Genomic DNA, 19815 nt, shown 5'->3' on the forward strand with positions numbered 1-19815 from the left:
CGGCGTCACTCCCCCGCGGTGAGGTCGATCGGCTGCCATCTCCCGACGTCGTCCGTCGTCTGAACCGCGACGAGCGACCCCGGCTTGCACCCGCGCTCGTCGAGCACGGCGGCGACATGATCGAGCACGCGGTCGGGATCGAGTTCGAACTCCGACTCGCGCACGCGGACGAATTCCCAACCGCAACGGCGCAATTCACGCTCGCGCTCCAGATCCGACCGAGCCTGCTGCCCGGTCCCGGCGAACTCGTCGGCATCACACTCGACGGCCATGCGCGCATCGGCCCCCAACACGACCAGGTCGACGATCCGGTTGTTGACCGTGACCTTCGGGGTCACGTGATAGCCGAGCGCCGCGAGACGGTTGAACACGCGCTGTTCGAGGAGGTTGTCGAACGGGCTCACGCGTCGATCGTCGGGCACGTCGGACGGCATGGCCCCGATCGACGGACCCTCGTTGGCGGACACATAGGACAGCAGCGAGGCACGAAGGTCGTTGGGGCGCAACTCGTCGAGTCCGATCGAATGGAACAGCCACAACTGGTCCATGGCCCGGGTGGCCGCCACGTTGACCCGGCGTTGGGACTCCGCGCGGGTCAGCGCGGAGATCGCACCGGCGTCCGAGACGACCATCGACAGGAAGACCACGCGCCGCTCGTCTCCCTGGAAGTCCGGGGGTGAGCCGACGCGGATACGACGCGAGCGCCAGGTCTCGGTGTCGATCGCGGCGCGCAGCGCCTTCTCGATCGTCTCCACCTGCTTGACGCCCTGCAACGCGATCACACCGAAGTCCAGATCGTCGTATGCCGGATCGGCCAGACACCCCCGGAGGGCGTCGACGATGGCGGCCGCCTCGGCCTCGTTGCTGATGCCGTTGCCGGTCCCGGTGGCCGTTCCGTCGACCGCGACCGTCCGCAATGGTTCGAGCCGGTCGGAACCGTACTGGCGCACCGGGATCAGCGGCGCGGACCCGTAGAACTGGCGCGACGAGAACTCGATGATCTCGGGCATGGACCGGAAGTGTTCCCGCAGTCCCACGACGTTGCCGAAACGGCTGCGCAACAACGAGAACAGGCTGGACCGCGGCGTCAACCCGTCGCGTAGGTATGTCGGGAGGTCGGGCAGCGTGGCATCGAGTTCGGCGAACGCGGAATCGAGGCTGGTGCCGCTGAGACCGACGGGCGCGCACTGCTTGTCGTCACCGACGACGATCACGCGCGGGGCCAGCCAGAGAAGGAACGCACTGGTGATGTCGGCCTGGGACGCCTCGTCGACGATGACGACGTCGAAGGAGTTGCGGCGCGGTGGGAGGGTCTCGGCCACCTGGCTGATCGACATGATCCAGGCGGGCACGGCGTTGCGCGCCTCGGCCATGGCCTCGCGCGCCGCGCGTCGGAAACGATTGGCATGTTTGCCCGATCCCTTGCCCAGGTTGATCATGTGGTCGCGGTAGGACTGCACGGCCTGCAACTCGCCGGCCGTGGTGCGCGCCAGCACCTCGCGGACGGCGCGCGCAGAGGCGAGCCGGGTGGTGAGGGCCGCGATGTCGACCTCGACGGCGTCGAGGTCGGACTGCAGCCGGTCCTCGGCAAACGGATCGCTGCGTTCCTCCGCCCAGGTGTGGGCGAACCGCCACGCCCACGCCGCGCCCATGTCCCGGGCGCGTTCGGTCCAGATCGGGTCCTGCGCGCTCGACCACATCGTCTTCGCGAGTTCGGGTGCCCGGCTGCGCAATCGGAGCCCGAGAAGCTCCAGGGCATTCTGCTCGTCGGCCTCGGCTGCGGCGGCCGCGAACGCGCGCCGCGCGTCTCGGATCGCGACCGGGTCGGCCGTGGCGAGTGCCGAGAGCAGCGCGTCACCCTCCGGCGACGGCCCCTGTTCGAGTTCGGTCGTCAGGCCGTACACGCGGTCGGCGAGTTCCTGTTCGGCGAGGACCGCGTCGTTGGCGGCCGCCACCGATCGCGCCTGATGGGCCACCTCGGCTGCCTCGGCGACGGTACGTGGTCTCGGGCCGCCGGGGCTGATCGCCTCGAGTTCACGGACGAGATGCTCCCGGCCGGTGAGCAGCCTCGAGATCCACGCCAGTTGGTTGTCCAGGCGGACGAGGTGGTCGAGCTGCGCCGACCGCGACCCCGACGCGTCCACCGGGACGTGCAGGTCCGCCAGGATGCGATGCACCTGATGTACCGCGTCGATGACGGTGAGGTGATCGGCGACCCGGCGCAACGAGGCCTCGTCGCGAGGAGGCCGCCCGTCCACGGTGGCCCGCACCGGCGACTCCTCGACCGCGCGCTGCTCGGGCGAACGCCGCAACCGTCCCCGCCACTGACCGCCGTCTCGCAGGAAGTCGGCGGCGGCGTCGAACAACGCGGCGTCGCCGGGCCGCGCCCCGTCGACGACGACCGCGTGCGCGCCCAGGTCACGGTCCCGACGAGCGGCCTCGGCGATGACCGGTGACAGCGTCGTCACCCGCGACCAGAGGTGCGCGGCGCGTCCGGCGAGCAGCCGATCCGCCATGTCGACGATCGGCTCCGGGTACGACGCCACCTCGCCGGAGGCGACGGCGAGTTCGTCGCAGATGTCCTTGATCCGGACCAACCGGTCACTGTCGACCCCGTCGAGCACGGACAGCAGCGTCCCGGCGCCGGCCATCGGCTCGCGGGGCCGCGCGGCGATCCGGGTGCAGACGGAGTCCATCTCCCCCGGCTCGGGCAGGTGGTGGTCGAGGTCGACGAACCGTTGCGCGAGACGCGATCCGGAGCCACCGGTGCTCGCGAGCAGGTCCGCCAGCCGGACGAACTCGGCCGAGTCCAGCGGGGGCACCGCGCCGTGGACCGGCCCGGGCATCCAGTCGAACGCGGCGGCGTCCGCCCGCACCCGGCGGACGATCTCCGCCGGGGATCCCCGATAGTCCCCCGCGACCCATTCGTGGACCTCGGTCTCTTCCGCACGCAGTTCCCAGAGTTCGCGGAGCAGCTGATCCCGTTGTCGCAGAGCGTGATCGCGGCGCGCGGCCAGGTCGGCGATCTCCGCGTCGGCGACCCCCGGCGTGAACGACGCCTTGCGTTCGGCGAGCTCGGTCACCGCATCGACGATGCCCTCGGAACTGTCCTGGGACACGTCGGCGATCGACACGGTGAGCGCCCGCAGAGCGGGCGGCAGCATGTCCCGGAGCACGTGGAGCGCATGGGCTTTCTCGCTGACGACCAGGACGCGCTGTCCTTTCGCCAGCAAGGCCGAGGTCACGTTGGCGATGGTGTGGGTCTTGCCGGTTCCGGGCGGACCCTCGACCACCACACCGGTGTCGGACCCGAGCCGGGCGAGCACATCGCGCTGTTCGGCATTGGACGGCAACGGGAACAGCGCATCGGCGACCAGGTCCGCTGGATCGAGGACGCCGGGGGCGCGGAGGGCGGCGAGACGGTCGGGAGCCTCGATCGGGCGGACGAGCTGGGTCAGCCCGACCGGTACCTCCGACTCCTCGTCCCGCAGGTCGTCGATGATGGCGTCGTAGAACGCGAGGGAACTCTCCACCCCGCGGCGACGGAGGACCACCGCGGGCCGACTCTCCACCGTCAACGACACACGCTCGGCGTCGACCTCGATCGCCTCGCGCCATTCGCCCGTCAGCTCGGCGGTCTTCGGCGACAGCACCGAGGTCTGCGCGGACAGCTTGCCGCGGATCCCGACAGCACCCGCGAGATCGAGACCGTCGAGAGCAGCGAGCAGATGAGTGTCGCGAACCGCGGGAGACGAGCCCGCCCCGAGCGTCAACCGGATCGTGTCGTCCGCGTCGCGGTCGGCGACCAGAACCTGACTGAGGAGGTGTTCGCGGACCATCGGGTCGGCGTCCGCGTCTGTTGCGTCCCGCACCGTGACCAGTGCGGACGCGATGACGAGTTCGAGTTCTTCGGGCTCCGCGCCGAGCGCGTCGACCAACGCGGCGAGTTCGGCGTGGACCGCGCCGGCCCGAGCGGCGTCGGGATCGTCCGGGCCGACCTCCACCACGACCTGGCCCGGCACCGCGTTCGACCGTACGGCGACGGCGGTGGACGGACCGACCCAGACATGGCCGGGGTGGTCGGAGATGTCGTGGACGTCACCGGAGCGAGACCGGACGAGATCGGCCAGAAACGTCATCAGTCGGGTGACCTGATCGCGCAACGTCTCGCGCGTGTCATCCTGCATACCGATGTGTTCCTCTCGTCGCCGGCGACTCCTACGCTACAAGACGCTGGTCAGAGGAACTCCGTGCCGCCGCGCGGGTCGGCCGGATTCCCGACACCGGGCCGGTCAGCCGACGGAACTCGAACGCAGCGCGCGGTATCCGCCGTCGACATAGCGCACGTTGGTGTATCCGCACTCGGCGATCTGTTCGGCGATCCGCGGGGCCTCCGAACGGACCGACACCACGGCGATCTCGGTGTCGCGGTCGCGGATCACCGGGAAGGTGCCCGACGGAGTCGGGGTGAACCGCTTCGGCACCTCGGTCGGGTCAACCACGAGGGCACCGGGCAGACTCCCCTGATGCCGGACCACCTGGGGCCGTGCGTCGACGACGACCGCGTTCCCCTCGCGGCTGTGATTCATTGCCTCGACTGCCGAAATCGAATTCACCACTGACACCGGTGACTCACCAATCCTGTTGCTCGAATTTGTCCGTGTTCATGCGTTCGCGACGGCCATCGGGTGACGGCCGTGGCGTGAATGACCCCCGTCGACCAGGTTACGGAACGATCTCGAATTGACAAGTTTTCTCACACAGCTCTCAGAAGGGCGCATTCATGCGCTCCCTCTGCTAGACGAGCCGCAGCGGAACCGTCAGGGTCAGGAATGGCGACCGCGGCCCGCGACACGCGGGGACGGACGCTTACCCCAATTGTCGCCACGACGACCGTCCCGCCCGCCGCCGTGCCCGCCGGCTCCGCGCTTGGCGCCCCCGCGCGTGCGCGGTGCGCCCATGTCCTTGCGGATGTCGATCGGGTTCTTCCCGATCTTGGTATGCCGCAGCGACGAGAGGGTCTCGTTGTCGAGATCATCGGGAAGCTCGACGAGGCTGAAGTCGTCGCGGATGCTGATGTTGCCGAAGTCGGCACGGGTCAGGCCGCCCTCGTTGGCGATGGCACCGACGATCGCACCGGGCGACACCTTGTGCTTGCGGCCGACGGCGATGCGGTACGTCGCGAAGCTCGCGCCCGGGCGCCGCGGAGCACGCTCACGCTCGGGGCGCTTCTCCGACTGCGGCGGGTCCGGCGTCATCAGGAAACCGCCGTCTCGTGTCTCGAGCGCCAGCGCGGCCGCGATGTCGGCCATCGCGACGTCGTTGTCCCGCGCGTAGTTCTCGATCAGCCCGCGGAACAGATCCAGGTTGTCCGAGGACAGGTTCTGGGTGATCGAGTCGGCGAACTTCGCGACCCGCTGTGCGTTGACATCGTCCACGCTGGGCAGGCCGATCTCGGTCAGCGTCTGCCGCGTGGCGCGCTCGATCGCACGCAGCAGGTGGCGTTCGCGCGGCGAGACGAACAGCAGCGCGTTGCCCGAGCGGCCGGCGCGCCCGGTACGGCCGATGCGGTGCACGTAGGACTCGGTGTCGTGCGGGATGTCGTAGTTCACGACATGCGAGATGCGGTCGACGTCGAGCCCGCGGGCCGCGACATCGGTCGCGACGAGGATGTCAATCGAGCCGTTCTTCAGCTGGTTGATGGTCCGTTCCCGCTGCGCCTGCGCGAGGTCGCCGTTGATGGCGACCGCGGAGAACCCGCGCGAGCGCAGCTTCTCGGCGAGTTCTTCCGTCGCCTGCTTGGTGCGGACGAACACGATCATCGCGTCGAAGGTCTCGACCTCGAGGAAGCGTGTCAGCGCGTCCAGCTTGCGCTGGTGGGAAACCTGGAGATAGCGCTGCGTGATGTTCTGCGCGGTCGCGGTCTTGGACTTGACCGTGATCTCCTGCGGCGAGTTCAGGTACTTCTGCGCGAGGCGCCGGATGGCACTGGGCATGGTCGCCGAGAACAGCGCGACCTGCTTGGTGTCCGGGGTCTCGGCGAGGATGCGCTCGACGTCCTCGGCGAAGCCCATCGTCAGCATCTCGTCGGCTTCGTCGAGGACCAGGAACTCCAGACCGGAGATGTCGAGGGTCTTGCGATCGAGGTGGTCGATGACCCGACCGGGTGTGCCGACGATGACCTGCGCGCCGCGACGCAGACCCGCGAGTTGGACGCCGTAGGACTGCCCGCCGTAGATCGGCAGCACCTTCACCTCGGGCATGTGCGCCGAATACTTGCCGAAGGCCTCGGAGACCTGCAGTGCCAGCTCTCGCGTCGGCGCGAGGATCAGCGCCTGCGGGGTACGCGCGGAGGTGTCGAGGCGGGACAGGATCGGGATGGCGAACGCGGCGGTCTTGCCGGTACCGGTCTGCGCGAGGCCGACGACATCGCGTCCGTCCATGAGCGGCGGGATGGTCGCCGCCTGGATGGGCGACGGGGTTTCATAGCCGACGTCGGTGATGGCCGCGCGTACCCGCGGGTCGATCTCGAGGTCGTCGAACGAGCCGACCTGCGGGTCGGCGGGGGCGTCGTGCTCGCCGTGATTCGAGGTACTCATGCGGCGGAAGTCTCATTCATCGCCCTCAACTGTAATGGCCGTCCACCAGAAAGTCGGCATCACGCCCGGGCGGGGTCGCATCAGCCCCCTGAGCAGGGCACGAGCCACGTTCGGTCACCGGTGTGATGCATCTAACGAATACTGGTACTGTCAGTGCCACTCATCCGGCCATCGGTCCCGGTCACACGCACACCGGTGTCCGGAATGTCCATTTGTTCTCCCGTCTCAGGAGTGCCATGCAGCAGCAGTACGCCACCCCGTCCGATCTGACGATCGACGACAAGGCGACGACCGTCGACACGATCCTGCGCTACCGCGCGGAGCGCCCCACGATGCCGCTCTTCCGCAAGCGCTCGCACAACCAGTGGGTCAACGTCACCGCCAAGCACTTCACCGACGAGGTGGACGCGGTCGCGAAGGGTCTGATCGCCTCGGGTGTGCAGGCCGGTGACCGCGTCGCGATCCTGTCGTCGACGCGCTACGAGTGGACCGTGCTGGACTACGCGATCTGGCGCGCCGGGGCGTGCACCGTCGCGATCTACGAGACGTCCGCCCCCGACCAGGTCCAGTGGATTCTCGAGGACTCCGGCGCCAAGCTGCTGTTCGTCGAGAACCATGAGCACTACACCCGCCATCTCCGGGTCATCGACGAGACGCCCACCCTCAAGGAGACCCTGGTCATCGACGACCACGCGCTCCCCACGGTCACCAAGCGCGGCGCGAAGACCGCCGACGCGGACCTCGACCAGCGTCAGGCGAATGCGTTGTCGTCGGATGCCGCCACGCTGATCTACACCTCGGGCACCACCGGACGGCCGAAGGGCGTCGTCCTGACGCACGCGAATTTCCTCGCCGAGACGGCCGCGACCCGCGACGCGGTCGGCGCCGGTATGCGGGAGGGCAAGTCGACGCTGCTCTTCCTGCCGCTGGCGCACATCTTCCCCCGCGTCGTCGCCGTCGGCTGCGTCGAGAACGGCGTGATCCTCGGCCACACCAACGACCTGACGAACCTCGTCGCGGACCTGGGCGTGTTCAAGCCGAACTACGTGCTGTCGGTGCCGCGCGTGTTCGAGAAGGTGTACAACTCGGCCAAGCAGAAGGCCTACGACGGCGGCAAGGGGTCGATCTTCGACAAGGCCACCGACACGGCGATCGAATACAGCAAGGCGACGGAAGCCGGCAAGGTCGGCCTCGGCCTGAAGCTCCGGCACGCCGTCTTCGACAAGCTCGTGTACGGAAAGCTGCGCGACGCCCTCGGCGGCCAGTGCGAGGGAGCGATCTCCGGTGGCGCTCCGCTCGGTGCGCGCCTCGGCCACTTCTTCCGCGGCGTCGGCATCCCGGTGTACGAGGGCTACGGATTGTCGGAGACCACGGCCGCGGTGACGGCCAACAACGAGGAGAACCAGAAGGTCGGTTCGGTCGGACGCCCGATCCCCGGCGTCACCGTCGCCATCGCCGACGACGGCGAGGTCCTGCTCAAGGGGCCGGTCGTGTTCGGTGGGTACTGGAAGAACCAGTCCGCCACCGACGACGCGATCCGCGACGGGTGGTTCCACACCGGTGACATCGGCACCCTCGACGACGGCTACCTCTTCATCACCGGCCGCAAAAAGGAACTGATCGTCACCGCGGGCGGCAAGAACGTCTCCCCGGCGCAGCTCGAGGACACCATCCGGGCGCACCCGATGGTGAGCCAATGCCTCGTCGTCGGCGACAACAAGCCGTTCATCGCCGCGCTGATCACGATCGACCCCGAGGCCGTGCCCGGTTGGTTGGACCGTCATGGCCTGCCCGCCGACACCCCGATCTCGGACCTGGTCGAGAACGCCGATCTCAAGGCCGAGATCGACGCCGCGGTCAAGGAGGCGAACACCAAGGTCTCCAACGCCGAGGCGATCAAGAAGTTCTCGATCCTGGACACCGATTTCACCATCGACACCGGTGAGCTCACCCCGACCATGAAGCTCAAGCGCAATGTCATCCACGACGCGCACAAGGAAGCGATCGCCGACCTCTACACCTGAGCGGATCTCTCACGACTCGCCGCGGCCCGGGATGCCCCCGGGCCGCGGCGCTGTCTATCGTGCAAGTCAATGAAACGAGACCTGGCCATCGATGCCACCCGCGGGGTGGCCATCTGGAGCATGATCACCGCGCACTTCGCGCATGAGTCCGTGCTGGCCACCCCGACCCACGCCTTCCCGTACGTCGACGGCATGTCCGCGTTCGTGATGCTCTCGGGCGTCGTGCTGGGTCTGGTCTATCAACGATGGGTCGCTCGCCATGGGCTGGCTTTCGCATACAAGCGTCTTGCCAAGCGGATCGTCGTCCTCTATCTGTGCCAGCTGGCGATCGCCCTCGTCGCGGTCGCGGCCGCCCTGGCCGGTCACCGATGGCTGACACTCCTGCTGCCGGTCGACGGGTGGGGTGACGGCCTGCGCCTGGCGCTGACCATGGATTACCTGCCCAGCGGGGGCAACATCCTGCTGCTGTACATGGTCTTGCTCATCTCCGCCTTCGGGCTGTTCCCCCTCCTGCGTCAGGGCTGGTGGCGCTGGGTGCTCGCCGGTTCGATCGCCCTGTACCTGATCTCGCTGGTCCACTCCCCCGACTGGTTCTATCTGAGCGCCTACCAGGCGGCACCGCACATCCAGAACGTCGCCGGCTGGCAGATCATGTTCGTCCCGGCACTGGTGATCGGCTGGAACTGGTCGCAGTGGCGTGTGACGGAGTTCGTCGACCGCTGGATCATCGCGATCGTCGCCGTCGCGCTCGCGGTGGCACTGTTCTTTCACTTCGGCATCGACTACGGGCCGTGGGCCCATCTCGAACCGGCGGTCGCCGACAAACTCGACTTCCGCCCGGCCCGCGCGATCGGCGCCTATCTGGCCATTCCGGCCGTCTACGGGATCTTCCGACTGTTGCTCAGGTGGTGGCATCACAACTGGCTGCGCCCACTCGTCATGACCGGTACCCGCAGTCTCGACTCCTACGTCATCCAGGCGATCGCCCTCGTCGTGGTGCCGATCCACATCGCACACCGCCCCTGGAACACCGTCACGATGGACGCCGTCGCGCTCCTGGTGTTCGCCGCCTGCTGGGGGTGGGCCGAGTTCCGGTACTTCGCTCACGTCGACAAACTGCACAAACTACCGCTGCGGATGGTCCGGCTCGTGCGTCCGCATCGACCCGACATCGTCCCCGGCCCCGAGCCCGGCGTCCCCACCCCGGAGAGCTCGGACGTCACCCGGGAACCCCGACCGGTCGTCGACGACCTGCCCGGCGTCGACCGGACCGGGACAGCCGAAGACGGGCCAGAACGAGACGGGCCAGTCCGGGCCGGAACAGCGCCGGCCGGGACACGTGCGACCGAGCCGATGGGAGTTCATCCGTGACGGGTGAGATGACACGCAGCGTGCACGCCGGAAACGATTCGTCGGGCCCGTCGGTGCGGACGCCCATCACGATGGCGAACTCGTATCACCTCCCGCCCGAACCCGAGGCGATGAGCTGGTCGGGCACCGAGCAACTGTTCTACACACGCAACACCGGCGCCAATCAGGTTGCGCTGCAGGACAAGCTGGCCGCACTGGAAGAGGCCGACGACGCCGTCGTCCTGGCCTCGGGCGTGGCCGCGCTGCACGCGGTGTTCTTCACGTTCCTGTCCGCCGGGGACCACGTGGTGGTGTCCGACACCACCTACGAGGCCACCTGGAAGCTCTGGTCGGAACTGCTGCCGACCAAGTACGGGATCGAGGCGACCTTCGTCGATGTCGGCGATCTCGACGCCACCCGGGCCGCCCTGCGCCCCAGCACCCGCATGCTGATCGCCGAGACGATCGCCAATCCGACGACGAAGGTCGCCGACATCGGCGCGCTGGCGCAGATCGCCGCCGACGCCGACGCCCTGCTGCTCGTCGACGCCACCTTCACGCCGCCCACTCTGTACCGTCCGCTCGCCGACGGCGCGGACCTCGTCGTCCATTCGCTGACCAAGTACATCAACGGGCACGGCGACGCCATGGGCGGTGCCGTGCTCGGCCGGTCGGAGCTCATGTCGCAGATCCGGGAACAGGCGATGGTCGACGTCGGCGGCGTCATCTCGCCGTTCAACGCATGGCTGATCGCCCGCGGCGCGATCACCCTGCCGCTCCGGTTCGCCCAGCATCAACGCAATGCCGAGCGGGTCGCGGCCTTCCTCGACGACGACCCGCGCATCACCTACGTGCGGTACCCGGGTCTGGCGTCGCATCCCGAACACGACCTCGCGGCACGACAGTTCGGCGGCCGCGGCTTCGGGGCCATGATCGCGTTCGCGGTGCGCGGCGATCCGGCCACCCAGAACCGATTCGTCGCGGCGCTGACGACGATCACCTCGGCGGTGTCGTTGGGACACGACGAGTCACTCATCGTCCATGTCGGCACCGACGGCCCACGGGTCGCGGCCTACCCCGAACCGTTCCGCGAGTGGGGACATCTGCGGTTCTCCGTCGGGCTGGAAGACGCCGACGATCTCATCGCGGATCTCGCCGCGGCGCTCGACGCGACCTTCCCGGCCACCCCCGCTGGTTGAGCCGGCACCGAGCGAAGCCGAGAGCCCACCCCCGCTGGTTGAGCCGGCACCGAGCGAAGCCGAGAGCCCACCCCCGCTGGTTGAGCCGGCACCGAGCGAAGCGAGGAGCCGTGTCGAAACCACTTCCCCCGCAACCACCCTCAGGTCGCCTCGTCCAGAATCCCCCGGCCGATCGCCTCGCGCACCACGGGCAGCGCCGCCTCGGCGAGTGCGTCGGCGTCGACGCCGTGGAAGTCGGCGAGGAGTTCGAGCAGTACGCCCAGCGGGACCTGCCCCCGACTGCCGGCAAGCAGTGCGCGCGAGACCTCGTCGACGCCGAGAACGGCGCCGGGACCCCCGGGCCGGCGGACGGCGGCCGACACCTGTTGCCAGCCCTCGTCCCCGGGGAGCGAGTGCTCCTCGAGCATGACCGGGGCCACCGACAGCCGCCGAGCGAGCAGCTGTTCGTCCGTGGTCTCCCGTAGGTAGCGCCGTCGTGCGAGGAACGCCTGGGCCTCGGGACCGGTCACCTCTTCACCGGCGCCGGTGATCTCCTCGATCACGACGTCGGGCTCGCGGTGCTCGCCCTCGAGCGGGGCGCGGGCGGTGATCGAGCCCATCCCGATGGCGACGATGCCGTTGGCCTCGAACCATTCGAGCCACTCCGCACCTCGCCGCGCGGCGGTCGCCTCGTCCTCACCGGCATCGGACAACCACAGCGACACATAGCTGATGGGGTCGGCGACCTCCCGCTGGACGACCCAGGCGTCGAGTCCGGTGCCGGCGAGCCAGGAGCGGACCCGTTCCCGCCAGTCCTCGCCCTCGCGGATGACCCAGTTGGCCAGGATCTGGGCGGTGCCACCAGGATTCAGATGGGCGGGCAACTCCCGGACGAGTTGCTCGCACAACCCGTCCCCGACGACGCCCGAGTCGCGGTAGATGTAGTCCTGCCCGCCCGCGCCGACGACGAACGGAGGGTTGGACACGATCAGGTCGAACCGCTCCCCCGCGACGGGTTCGAACATGCTCCCCGCCCGCAGATCCCACGACATCCCGTTGAGGCGGGCCGTCGCCGCAGCCAGCGCCAGCGCCCGGTCGTTCGTGTCGGTGGCCACGATCTGCTCGCAGTGCGCATCGAGATGCAGCGCCTGGATGCCACATCCGGTTCCGATGTCGAGAGCTCGGCGGACGGGTTCGCGGATGACGGCCCGGGCCAGCGAGATCGACGCGCCGCCGATCCCCAGGACGTGGTCGCGGGCAACGGGTCCGGGTCGCATTGCGGCATCCTGGTCGGCGATCACGAGGTAGTCGCGGGTGTCGTCGGCGTGCGGACGAATGTCAAGGCGGGCCCGTAGAAGCGATTCATCGACCCGGGCCAGCACGCCCTGCGTGACCAGCACATCGACGCCCGTCGTCGGAAATGCCGCCGCGACAGCGGCTTCGGGTTCGTCCGAGCCCAGCAGGAACAGTCGGACGAGGGTCGCCAGCCGGCGGTGCTGGTCGGTGACATCACGCGTCGCGGCGAGGGCCGGCCACCAGACACCGCGGACGAGGGCATCGTGAGCGCCATCGCCGAGCAGTTCGGTGACACCGTCGTTCGTGTATCCCGCCGACCGCAGATCACCACCGAGGGTCGCCACGACGGCGGGCTCGGACAGAGGATGACGATCCACGCGGTCGGCGAATGGCTGGGGTCGTCCCTGGTCCGCGGTCACGGTCCCCAAGGCTACCGACGACCGGCGCGCCCGCGGCTCGACGGGTTCAGCACGACGCGAGGACCCGACTCATCGCGTCGCGTTCGGCAGGCGTCACCCACAGCCCGTAGATCTTCTTGACCTCGATCTGCCGGCTCACGTAGGTGCATCGGTACAACTTGTTCGGCGGAAGCCAGGTCGCCGCGTCGCCGTCTCCCTTCTGCTGGTTCACGGCTCCCGAGACCGCCTGGAGATTTCGCGGGTCGTTCGCGAACTCGATGCGCTTGACCGCGGTCCACCCGGCCGCGCCCTTCTGCCAGGCGTCCGACAGCGCCACCACGTGATCGATCTGCACCAGCGCCGACGTGTCCTGTCCTCGGGTGAACGGGATGGTCGTACCGGTGTAGGGGTCGTCCAGCGTGCCGGCGAGCACGCGACATCCGTCGGCATGGAAGGTGATGCCGGTGAGATCGCGCCGCAGGATGTCCTCCCGGGTGCGGCAACCGTTGCGTCCGAACTGCACGTCGACCGCGTCGTCCCAGGCCTTGCCGAACCGTGCCCGGGCATATCCGGTTTTGGGTGCGCGGCCCTTCACCTGCAACAACGCGAGATCGGCCAGTGCACTGTCGGATGTCGGTGGCTGAGCCTGCGGCGGCGCGACAGATGCCGGCTGCGATGGCGACTCGACCGGGCTGGTGGTGGACGGAAGCCGCTCGAGGCCCGGACCGGATTCGACGTCGACGCCCGACAGAAGCACCGCACCGGCGGCCACGGCGCCCGCCACCGTGGCGAACACCCCCGACAACCATGCCGCTCGACGTCTCACCCGGAGATCGTTGCACGACGCACCGACAGCTTCTCCGGTCCACCCGGTGCGCGGACTTCCGCCCCGCACCTTAAGATTCGTTCGACTAACTTCCCCTTCGCGGACTTCTCTGGTCGCGCACGACGCCGGCGACGGCGACGTCCGCCGACACTGTCGCCGGGGTACCAACGACTATTCGGGTAGTGGGTGCATGAGTTCAGGTCGGGGCAATGCGGCGCGGGGTGTACCGCCATGGGTTCTGCGGATGTTCGCCGTGTTCACTCTGGCGATGTCGTTGCCCACTCTTGCCGGCGGGTCGGGCACCGCCGCGGTGCTCGGCAGCCCGGCACCCTTCTCCGCGTCACCCCTGCGTGCGACGCCGGTCCACGAACTGACACCGACCGTCGACCCGGAGACCGAGACCTACCCCGAGCGACTCGAGCGCATCGAGACCATGAGCCGCCCGCTGCTGCCCACGCCGAAGTCAATTGAGGGCCCCGAGACACGCTGCGCAAGCGGCGATTTCACGACCCTCGCAGTGGTGTACGACTCTGTCTTCGACGCGGTGTACGAGGTCCTGCCGCCGTCTCTGCGTGCCGCGGCGAGGCAGAGCCGGGTCGCGGCGCACCGCGACATGCGCCGTCTGCACGTGTCGACCCTCGCCGTCACCGAGCACCCCCTCACCCTCGGCGCCGACGACGACGATCCCGCACTCGACTACCGCGACCCGATCTCGCAGCTCCTCGTGTCGAACCTGCTGAAGATCCGCGACGGCCGGCACACCGAGGCCATCCCCCTCGGGAACATCACCGTCATCCAGGCCGTGGAGACGGTGTGGCTGTACCTGTTCACCACGGTCCTGATCCCCGCGCGCGTCCTCGCCGGTTCGACCCCCGACCTCGTTAGCCCCTTCGCCGGCACGGACGCCGACTTCCTGGCCCCGTTCGTCACCTACAACTGGCTCATCTCGGCCTTCGTCTTCTCGTCGGAGTTCGCGGTGAAGGCCCTGCTGCGCGCCACCGCGAAAACGGTCCTCGAGCAGTGCCTCGCACGCGTCACCGATGAACAGCGCGCCCTGGCCGGACGCGCGAGCGACACCGTGCATTTCGACATCCCGATCCCGCCGATGGTGGCCGATATCGCCGACCACCTCGCCCTGGCGGATGTCGAGACGTGTACGCCGATCGGGTCGCTCACACTCGGCCGGCTGGTGCGGTATGTGTCTGCGCAGGCGCAGGAGAACAATCCCGCCGACGCACCCCGCATCCGGGCCGAGACCACCAGAATTCTCGGCGCCATGCGCGGAATCCGCATTCATCACAACCTCATTCCGCTCGATCCCGCGGAGGACCGCTCGGTCGGCGAGTTGGCGGCGTCGTTGTTCGGTTCGCTGATCCCGATCTTCGGCGGGGCGCCGCTCGACATCCTTCTCGGCATCGGGCACAACATCGGCCACGGGGCGGACCCATGGGAGACCGTGTCCCTGGACGAGCTCACGGTCAGCAAACCGATCACCGCGGCGCATTATGCGTACACGTTGGCGCTGCATTTGATCCGGGAAGTAGGCAATGTCATCGAGCCGTCGATCGTCGGTGACAGCCCGCTACGACCCACCAGACTGCTCGTCACGGCCCTGGGCCTGCCGATGACCTACGGACTGGTGACCGCGCACCACGTAATCCGGTCGATGTGCCTACGCGTCGACGACACGACGGGCAGCGGACTCGGCGCGGAGGCCAATCGGCGGACGACAACCGACTCGACTCCCCGCATCAAGCCGACGCGAAAGCCGGAAGCCTCCCGGTCATCGGCGTCGAGAACATCGGAACCGTCACGTCCGGAAGAATCCATTCGCCATCCCGAACCGCCCCGATTCGCCATTCCCGGCCGCAATTGACTCCGTGTTGCGCATTCGGTAATCGCGATGTCGGACGATTCGCCCGAGAATCCCGACACCGGGAAAGCGCAGGTTCATGCTTCCCGCGCGTCTATCGACTACCGTTGGGGGCGTGTCGAAAATTCAGACGGTGACCTTTGTCGACGACCTGGACGGTCGCGAACTCGATCCCCAAGACGCACAGACCGTTTCGTGGTCGTGGCTCGGCGTCGACTACGAGCTCGACGTGTCCGCGGCCAATCTCGACAAGATCGAGCAGGGCAAGGTGACAGTCGCGAAACTACTCAAGGCATCGACCCGGGTCGGCGGCCGACGACGGTCGCCATCAGCACGGACGAAGACCAATTCCGCCGGGAGTGGTGCGTCGGTGAATGCCTCGATTCGAGACTGGGCAGCGGAGAACGGATATGAGGTGCCCGCACGCGGCCGCATTCCGAACGACATCGTCGAGGCCTACAACTCCGCACACTGATATAGTCCACCGTATTGTCACATTGATCGCCAGAGCCCGATTCTTCGGACTCTGGCGATTGTTCTTCCGCGGGGCTGATTGTCGATCCCCCGCCGATTACGTTCTGCCCTAAGGAGTTCCGCCGGCAGGGCGGAAAAACCCTGCGGCGGCGTCGAATCGAGATGCCGCGCGGATTCCGCCACCGATCAGCACCTTCCCCGTCTTCATCCTGTCAATGGACATCTTTGATAAACTGATGTCCACGCATGGTGTGCCACCGACGTGCAACGCAGTCACCGTCGGAGGCCACCCGAGGGGACAGGACAACCGGATGAGCACAACGGAGAACGAGTCGGTCGACGCCGACCACGCTGACGGCGAGGCCCCAGGGGAGGTCTCCGTGGCGGCCCGGGTCAGGGTCACGCTCGACGACGGTTCGACAAGGGAGGGCGAGGTCGTCGACGACTTCGCGGACCTGGCCGGCGACACCACCGTCGAGACCCGTATCGACGACGAGCACACCGCACGACTACGCCGCTGGGCGATCTCGACCGACGATCACCAGATCGTCTTCGCCGACGACGACGCGGTCGAGGTCATCTCGGCCGAGCTGTGACTCAGAGCGGCGCGAGCCCGATCATTCGACGGTCCGACGAGAAGATCCACCCGTCGCCGTAGGGCTCGAGTGCTTTGCCGGTGACTAACGCATCCGCGTCGAAATCGATGGCGAGGAACGGTGCTGTCCACGCGACCTCGCCGGTGGTCACGTCGACAGCCGTGAGGGTGACGCCATCGCTGCCGGCCAACAGACGGTCGCGATAGCCGTCTGGGTTCACAATGGGCCGCCTAATGCACAGCGGTGCAGTACCGAAGCCCACACCCTGCTTATAGCGCTCATGAAGCCCCCGAGCCAACGCCCGCTCGCGCGACCTACACGAGCCATGAGCCCTCGCCGCATGGACTCTCAACCACCCTCGCACCCGAACACGCCATCACGACCCACGGGTTCCGGCTTATCATCAACGCCCCGGCCTGGTCGCCAACCACCATGAACATGTTTCTTCACTGACCTACTCGCCGCCCGCGCGATCGTATGCGAAGACGGTGACGATGCAGGGTCGCCTTCTCCGCACGGATCTACCGCCCGGTATAGGGGGTTCGCAGACTCCCGCTGCAGGTCAGCACGTGACAACAGTTCGGATTGGTCCAGCCTCGCGTGAACTCGTACCCAAACGGGCAGCGAGAACCATACGGCCAACTGATACAGCCGACGTCGGCGTAGGTGAACCTTGCCGGCCCGTGAAACTCTAAAAAGACTGAGTATTGCTAGTGGGAGACCGAATAGCAGAAAACCGACAAATGCGCCAGAGGAGATCCCGCGCTCTACGGCTGCGACCATGGTAGTCGGCAGGGCTACGCTACCCCAAAGAATCCAGGCTGCGAATGGCTGCAACACAAAATGCAGCTTCATTCTCTTCGTGTTGAATGATGACCAGGATGTAAGAGCGCAGAATCCGATCACAAACAGAAAGAATGTGACGACGGTGGGTACGAGTATCGCCGTTTGCCAGAGGTAACTCCCGGCCATCGCCTGATCCCGAAGCACCCTCACGACTGAGACATACAGTACAACGCCCACCCATAACGGGGCACTCACCGCTGCGGTCCTAACGAAGAGGGCGCCGACAAGGGAATGCCGCTGGCCGTTCGAGACACTTGGCACTCCCTTGTCTCGCAGGACTGTCCGCCACTTGTGCAGTCGGTCGAGTCGCTGCTCTAGTACTTTCTGGCGGCGGTAGCGACTCGCCGAGCTGAAGTCATCGAGCAGGATGCTGCTCATCAAGAAGATAGCGATCGTCCCAAAAGTCGCCAGCACCATCGCGCCGACGTCTGACTTGTCATGCACACCAAGCCAACCGACTGTCATTACTACAACGCACGCGCATGCTAACGCCGATGTCATCGCATCCATACACTGTCGCCATAGGGCCATTGCGGCTTGCTCAATGTAGGATTCGCTCCCCTTGTTTCGCATCGACAGTGTGATACTTATCGACACCGAAGCAGCCAGCGCGATACCGATCCAGTTTCGCGCGGTCTCAGGTGTTACGAGGCCATCTAAGTGTGGTCGGATGTCAGGAACCCACTGATACGGCTCAAACATCTGAGCGTCCGTCTGCCCCGGGTGTCCCAAAAGCCAGACCAAATAGCCTGCGCCGTAGGTGACTACGAAGGCTCCGATCACGTCCCCGATTACGCGAGAGCGAAATCGATCGCGGACGTGGCGCCTGGCTTCCGCTGACAGTCTTCGGGCCTCGAGACGGGCTTCATCGGCGCAAGGCTTTTTTCTTCGTTCTAGACGCGGTCGTAGGAATCCAAAACGCAGACAAAGTAGAGCGATCATCGTCAATAGCAGACGTTGCGCTCTTGTTCGAGTCATTCTGTACCGCTCTTCCCGTCGAGTGCGGCTTGCATCCTAAAAGCGACGCAGAAACCGCAAAGGTAAGTTGCAACTGATTGGAAAGGTGACCATATCGAAGACCCCTGACATTCATGGAGTGATCTGGCGCCGCCAGTCGAAGGCGCTAGCCGGCCGCCGAGTCCGCGTCCATTGAGAACGGGTCATGGCATCGAAAGCGGAACTCCGCGAGATGCATGCAGCGGCCACGGCGCTCCAAGGGTTCGCGACCGTCCGCCCAAGATGATCGAAGAACGGGCGACGAGCATGTTGAGCGCAATCTCGATATGCACGCCGGTCGACTGAATTCGACGACGTCATCGGCGCTGCACTCGACGACACAATTCCGTCTGTTGAGGTCGATCCAGTCCCGACAACAGACCTTGCCGGCGCCGTTCCCAGATCGGAGTTTCTTCTCTGTGCGACGGTTCGCTACCGCCAAACTATGTCCAACATCCAGACAGTCGCAGTCATTGACAATCTAGATGGGCGGAATCTGAGATGCCCAGCGGGCGTCACTGCCAACCGTTGCCGCAAGTGTTTCCGTTCTGAGAAGGCTTGAAATGTTGGCATGCCGGATGCCGACGGGTGCTCGGCGCGTCGGTAGTTCTGCTGCGCCGAGTGCGCCGCGACTTGAGCTGTTACCTAGGCAAGGCTGCACCAGGCGCGAGGAGCACTGTCACCGTCGACTCACGATGCAGGGCTTTCGAGCGCAACTGCGGGTGCGAGTTTATGGTGCGCGAGGGGGGACTTGAACCCCCACGTCCTGAGACACTGGAACCTAAATCCAGCGCGTCTGCCAATTCCGCCACTCGCGCGTGGGCGCGACTCGCCGGAGTGTGAGTCACGCAGTGTAACGGCGACCACCCTACCGGCCGCGTTCTGATCATCGCAGGCCAGGTACCGTCGTAGCCATGTCCCCCACCCGTCGCCGCACCCACCGGCCCGCGCTCACGGTGCTCGCCGTATCCGCTGCGGTGGTGTGCCTGGTGCTCGCGTGGTGGCAGTGGTCACGGTACGAGTCCGCATCCGGTTCCGGACTCAATCTCGGCTACGCCCTGCAGTGGCCGGCGTTCGCCGCGGCCGTGATCTATGCCTATCGCCGCTTCGTCATCCTGGAGAGCGATCCCGAGGAAGCCCGCAAGGTCGCGGCGAAGAACTCCGTCGCCGAGATCCCGGAGGGCATCCTGCCCGAGCGACCCACCACCCCCAGCGCGTCGTCGTTGGCATCGCCGGACCCCGCCAACGATGTCGCCCTGGTCGAATACAACCGCTATCTCGCCGAGCTCCGCGACGCGGACGCTCACACCACCGACGCTCGACCCACCCCCTCATCGAAAGGCCCGCAGTGACCGAGAC

General features: G+C 67.0%; 13 protein-coding genes and 1 tRNA gene. 7 read left to right on the forward strand and 7 right to left on the reverse strand.

Annotated elements, in window-relative coordinates:
- Nucleotides 1–5 precede the first annotated feature (5 nt).
- The 3 genes from JW364_RS04550 to JW364_RS04560 all read right to left on the reverse strand — a co-directional run bounded on the left by JW364_RS04550 (nt 6) and on the right by JW364_RS04560 (nt 6599).
- Nucleotides 6–4187 (reverse strand): AAA domain-containing protein, encoded by a 4182-nt coding sequence (locus JW364_RS04550; protein WP_137809292.1) that lies wholly within the window; start codon nt 4185–4187, stop codon nt 6–8.
- A gap of 105 nt (nt 4188–4292) precedes the next feature.
- A complete protein-coding gene (locus tag JW364_RS04555) occupies nt 4293–4625 on the reverse strand; it encodes a rhodanese-like domain-containing protein (RefSeq protein WP_058250009.1) in 333 nt (110 codons plus the stop codon).
- Nucleotides 4626–4826: 201 nt separating this feature from the next.
- Nucleotides 4827–6599, reverse strand: coding sequence for a DEAD/DEAH box helicase (locus JW364_RS04560; RefSeq protein WP_065629041.1), 1773 nt, complete (start codon nt 6597–6599; stop codon nt 4827–4829).
- Nucleotides 6600–6835: 236 nt separating this feature from the next.
- On the opposite strand from JW364_RS04560, the gene JW364_RS04565 reads away from it, so the two are divergent.
- The 3 genes from JW364_RS04565 (at nt 6836) to JW364_RS04575 (ending at nt 11172) form a co-directional block, all read left to right on the forward strand.
- Nucleotides 6836–8623 carry a long-chain fatty acid--CoA ligase gene (locus JW364_RS04565; protein ID WP_205333120.1) on the forward strand — a complete coding sequence of 596 codons (1788 nt, stop codon included), beginning with the start codon at nt 6836–6838 and terminating at the stop codon, nt 8621–8623.
- A 69-nt stretch (nt 8624–8692) separates the two neighbouring features.
- Nucleotides 8693–9994, forward strand: a complete 1302-nt coding sequence (gene opgC, locus JW364_RS04570; RefSeq protein WP_058250006.1) for an OpgC domain-containing protein — start codon at nt 8693–8695, stop codon at nt 9992–9994.
- A gap of 8 nt (nt 9995–10002) precedes the next feature.
- Nucleotides 10003–11172, forward strand: a complete 1170-nt coding sequence (locus JW364_RS04575; protein WP_058250282.1) for a PLP-dependent aspartate aminotransferase family protein — start codon at nt 10003–10005, stop codon at nt 11170–11172.
- Between the two features lie 140 nt (nt 11173–11312).
- Here the strand turns inward: JW364_RS04575 and JW364_RS04580 are convergent, their stop codons facing one another.
- Both JW364_RS04580 and JW364_RS04585 read right to left on the reverse strand, forming a co-directional pair.
- Nucleotides 11313–12866, reverse strand: coding sequence for a methyltransferase (locus JW364_RS04580; RefSeq protein WP_058250005.1), 1554 nt, complete (start codon nt 12864–12866; stop codon nt 11313–11315).
- A gap of 46 nt (nt 12867–12912) precedes the next feature.
- The gene (locus JW364_RS04585) at nt 12913–13671 is read right to left on the reverse strand and encodes an HNH endonuclease family protein (RefSeq protein ID WP_231742226.1); all 759 of its coding nucleotides are present in this window, start codon (nt 13669–13671) and stop codon (nt 12913–12915) included.
- A 190-nt stretch (nt 13672–13861) separates the two neighbouring features.
- On the opposite strand from JW364_RS04585, the gene JW364_RS04590 reads away from it, so the two are divergent.
- The 3 genes from JW364_RS04590 (at nt 13862) to JW364_RS04600 (ending at nt 16614) form a co-directional block, all read left to right on the forward strand.
- Complete coding sequence (locus JW364_RS04590; protein ID WP_240198627.1) at nt 13862–15547, forward strand: hypothetical protein; 1686 nt, start codon at nt 13862–13864, stop codon at nt 15545–15547.
- Nucleotides 15548–15659: 112 nt separating this feature from the next.
- Nucleotides 15660–16019, forward strand: coding sequence for an Lsr2 family protein (locus JW364_RS04595; RefSeq protein ID WP_307814729.1), 360 nt, complete (start codon nt 15660–15662; stop codon nt 16017–16019).
- A gap of 310 nt (nt 16020–16329) precedes the next feature.
- Entirely contained in the window at nt 16330–16614 is a 285-nt protein-coding gene (locus JW364_RS04600) for a hypothetical protein (protein WP_068971347.1), read from the forward strand.
- Nucleotide 16615: 1 nt separating this feature from the next.
- Here the strand turns inward: JW364_RS04600 and JW364_RS04605 are convergent, their stop codons facing one another.
- Both JW364_RS04605 and JW364_RS04610 read right to left on the reverse strand, forming a co-directional pair.
- On the reverse strand, nt 16616–16834 hold the full coding sequence (locus tag JW364_RS04605) for a hypothetical protein (protein ID WP_058250001.1): 219 nt from the start codon (nt 16832–16834) through the stop codon (nt 16616–16618).
- Nucleotides 16835–19189: 2355 nt separating this feature from the next.
- A tRNA-Leu gene (locus JW364_RS04610) sits at nt 19190–19274 on the reverse strand.
- A gap of 96 nt (nt 19275–19370) precedes the next feature.
- Between JW364_RS04610 and JW364_RS04615 the strand changes: the two genes are divergently transcribed.
- Nucleotides 19371–19808 carry a hypothetical protein gene (locus JW364_RS04615; RefSeq protein ID WP_058250000.1) on the forward strand — a complete coding sequence of 146 codons (438 nt, stop codon included), beginning with the start codon at nt 19371–19373 and terminating at the stop codon, nt 19806–19808.
- Nucleotides 19809–19815 lie beyond the last annotated feature (7 nt).

The organism is Gordonia sp. BP-119 (genome assembly GCF_016924115.1).
GTDB classification, from domain to species: Bacteria; Actinomycetota; Actinomycetes; order Mycobacteriales; family Mycobacteriaceae; genus Gordonia; species Gordonia hongkongensis.

Bases quoted from the DNA above. Each gene is read 5' to 3' on its own strand.
- JW364_RS04615 (WP_058250000.1), top strand. From the start codon at position 19,371: ATGTCCCCCACCCGTCGCCGCACCCACCGGCCCGCGCTCACGGTGCTC.
- JW364_RS04550 (WP_137809292.1), bottom strand. From the start codon at position 4,187: ATGCAGGATGACACGCGCGAGACGTTGCGCGATCAGGTCACCCGACTG.
- JW364_RS04560 (WP_065629041.1), bottom strand. From the start codon at position 6,599: ATGAGTACCTCGAATCACGGCGAGCACGACGCCCCCGCCGACCCGCAG.
- opgC (WP_058250006.1), top strand. From the start codon at position 8,693: ATGAAACGAGACCTGGCCATCGATGCCACCCGCGGGGTGGCCATCTGG.
- JW364_RS04565 (WP_205333120.1), top strand. From the start codon at position 6,836: ATGCAGCAGCAGTACGCCACCCCGTCCGATCTGACGATCGACGACAAG.
- JW364_RS04590 (WP_240198627.1), top strand. From the start codon at position 13,862: ATGAGTTCAGGTCGGGGCAATGCGGCGCGGGGTGTACCGCCATGGGTT.
- JW364_RS04600 (WP_068971347.1), top strand. From the start codon at position 16,330: ATGAGCACAACGGAGAACGAGTCGGTCGACGCCGACCACGCTGACGGC.
- JW364_RS04575 (WP_058250282.1), top strand. From the start codon at position 10,003: ATGACACGCAGCGTGCACGCCGGAAACGATTCGTCGGGCCCGTCGGTG.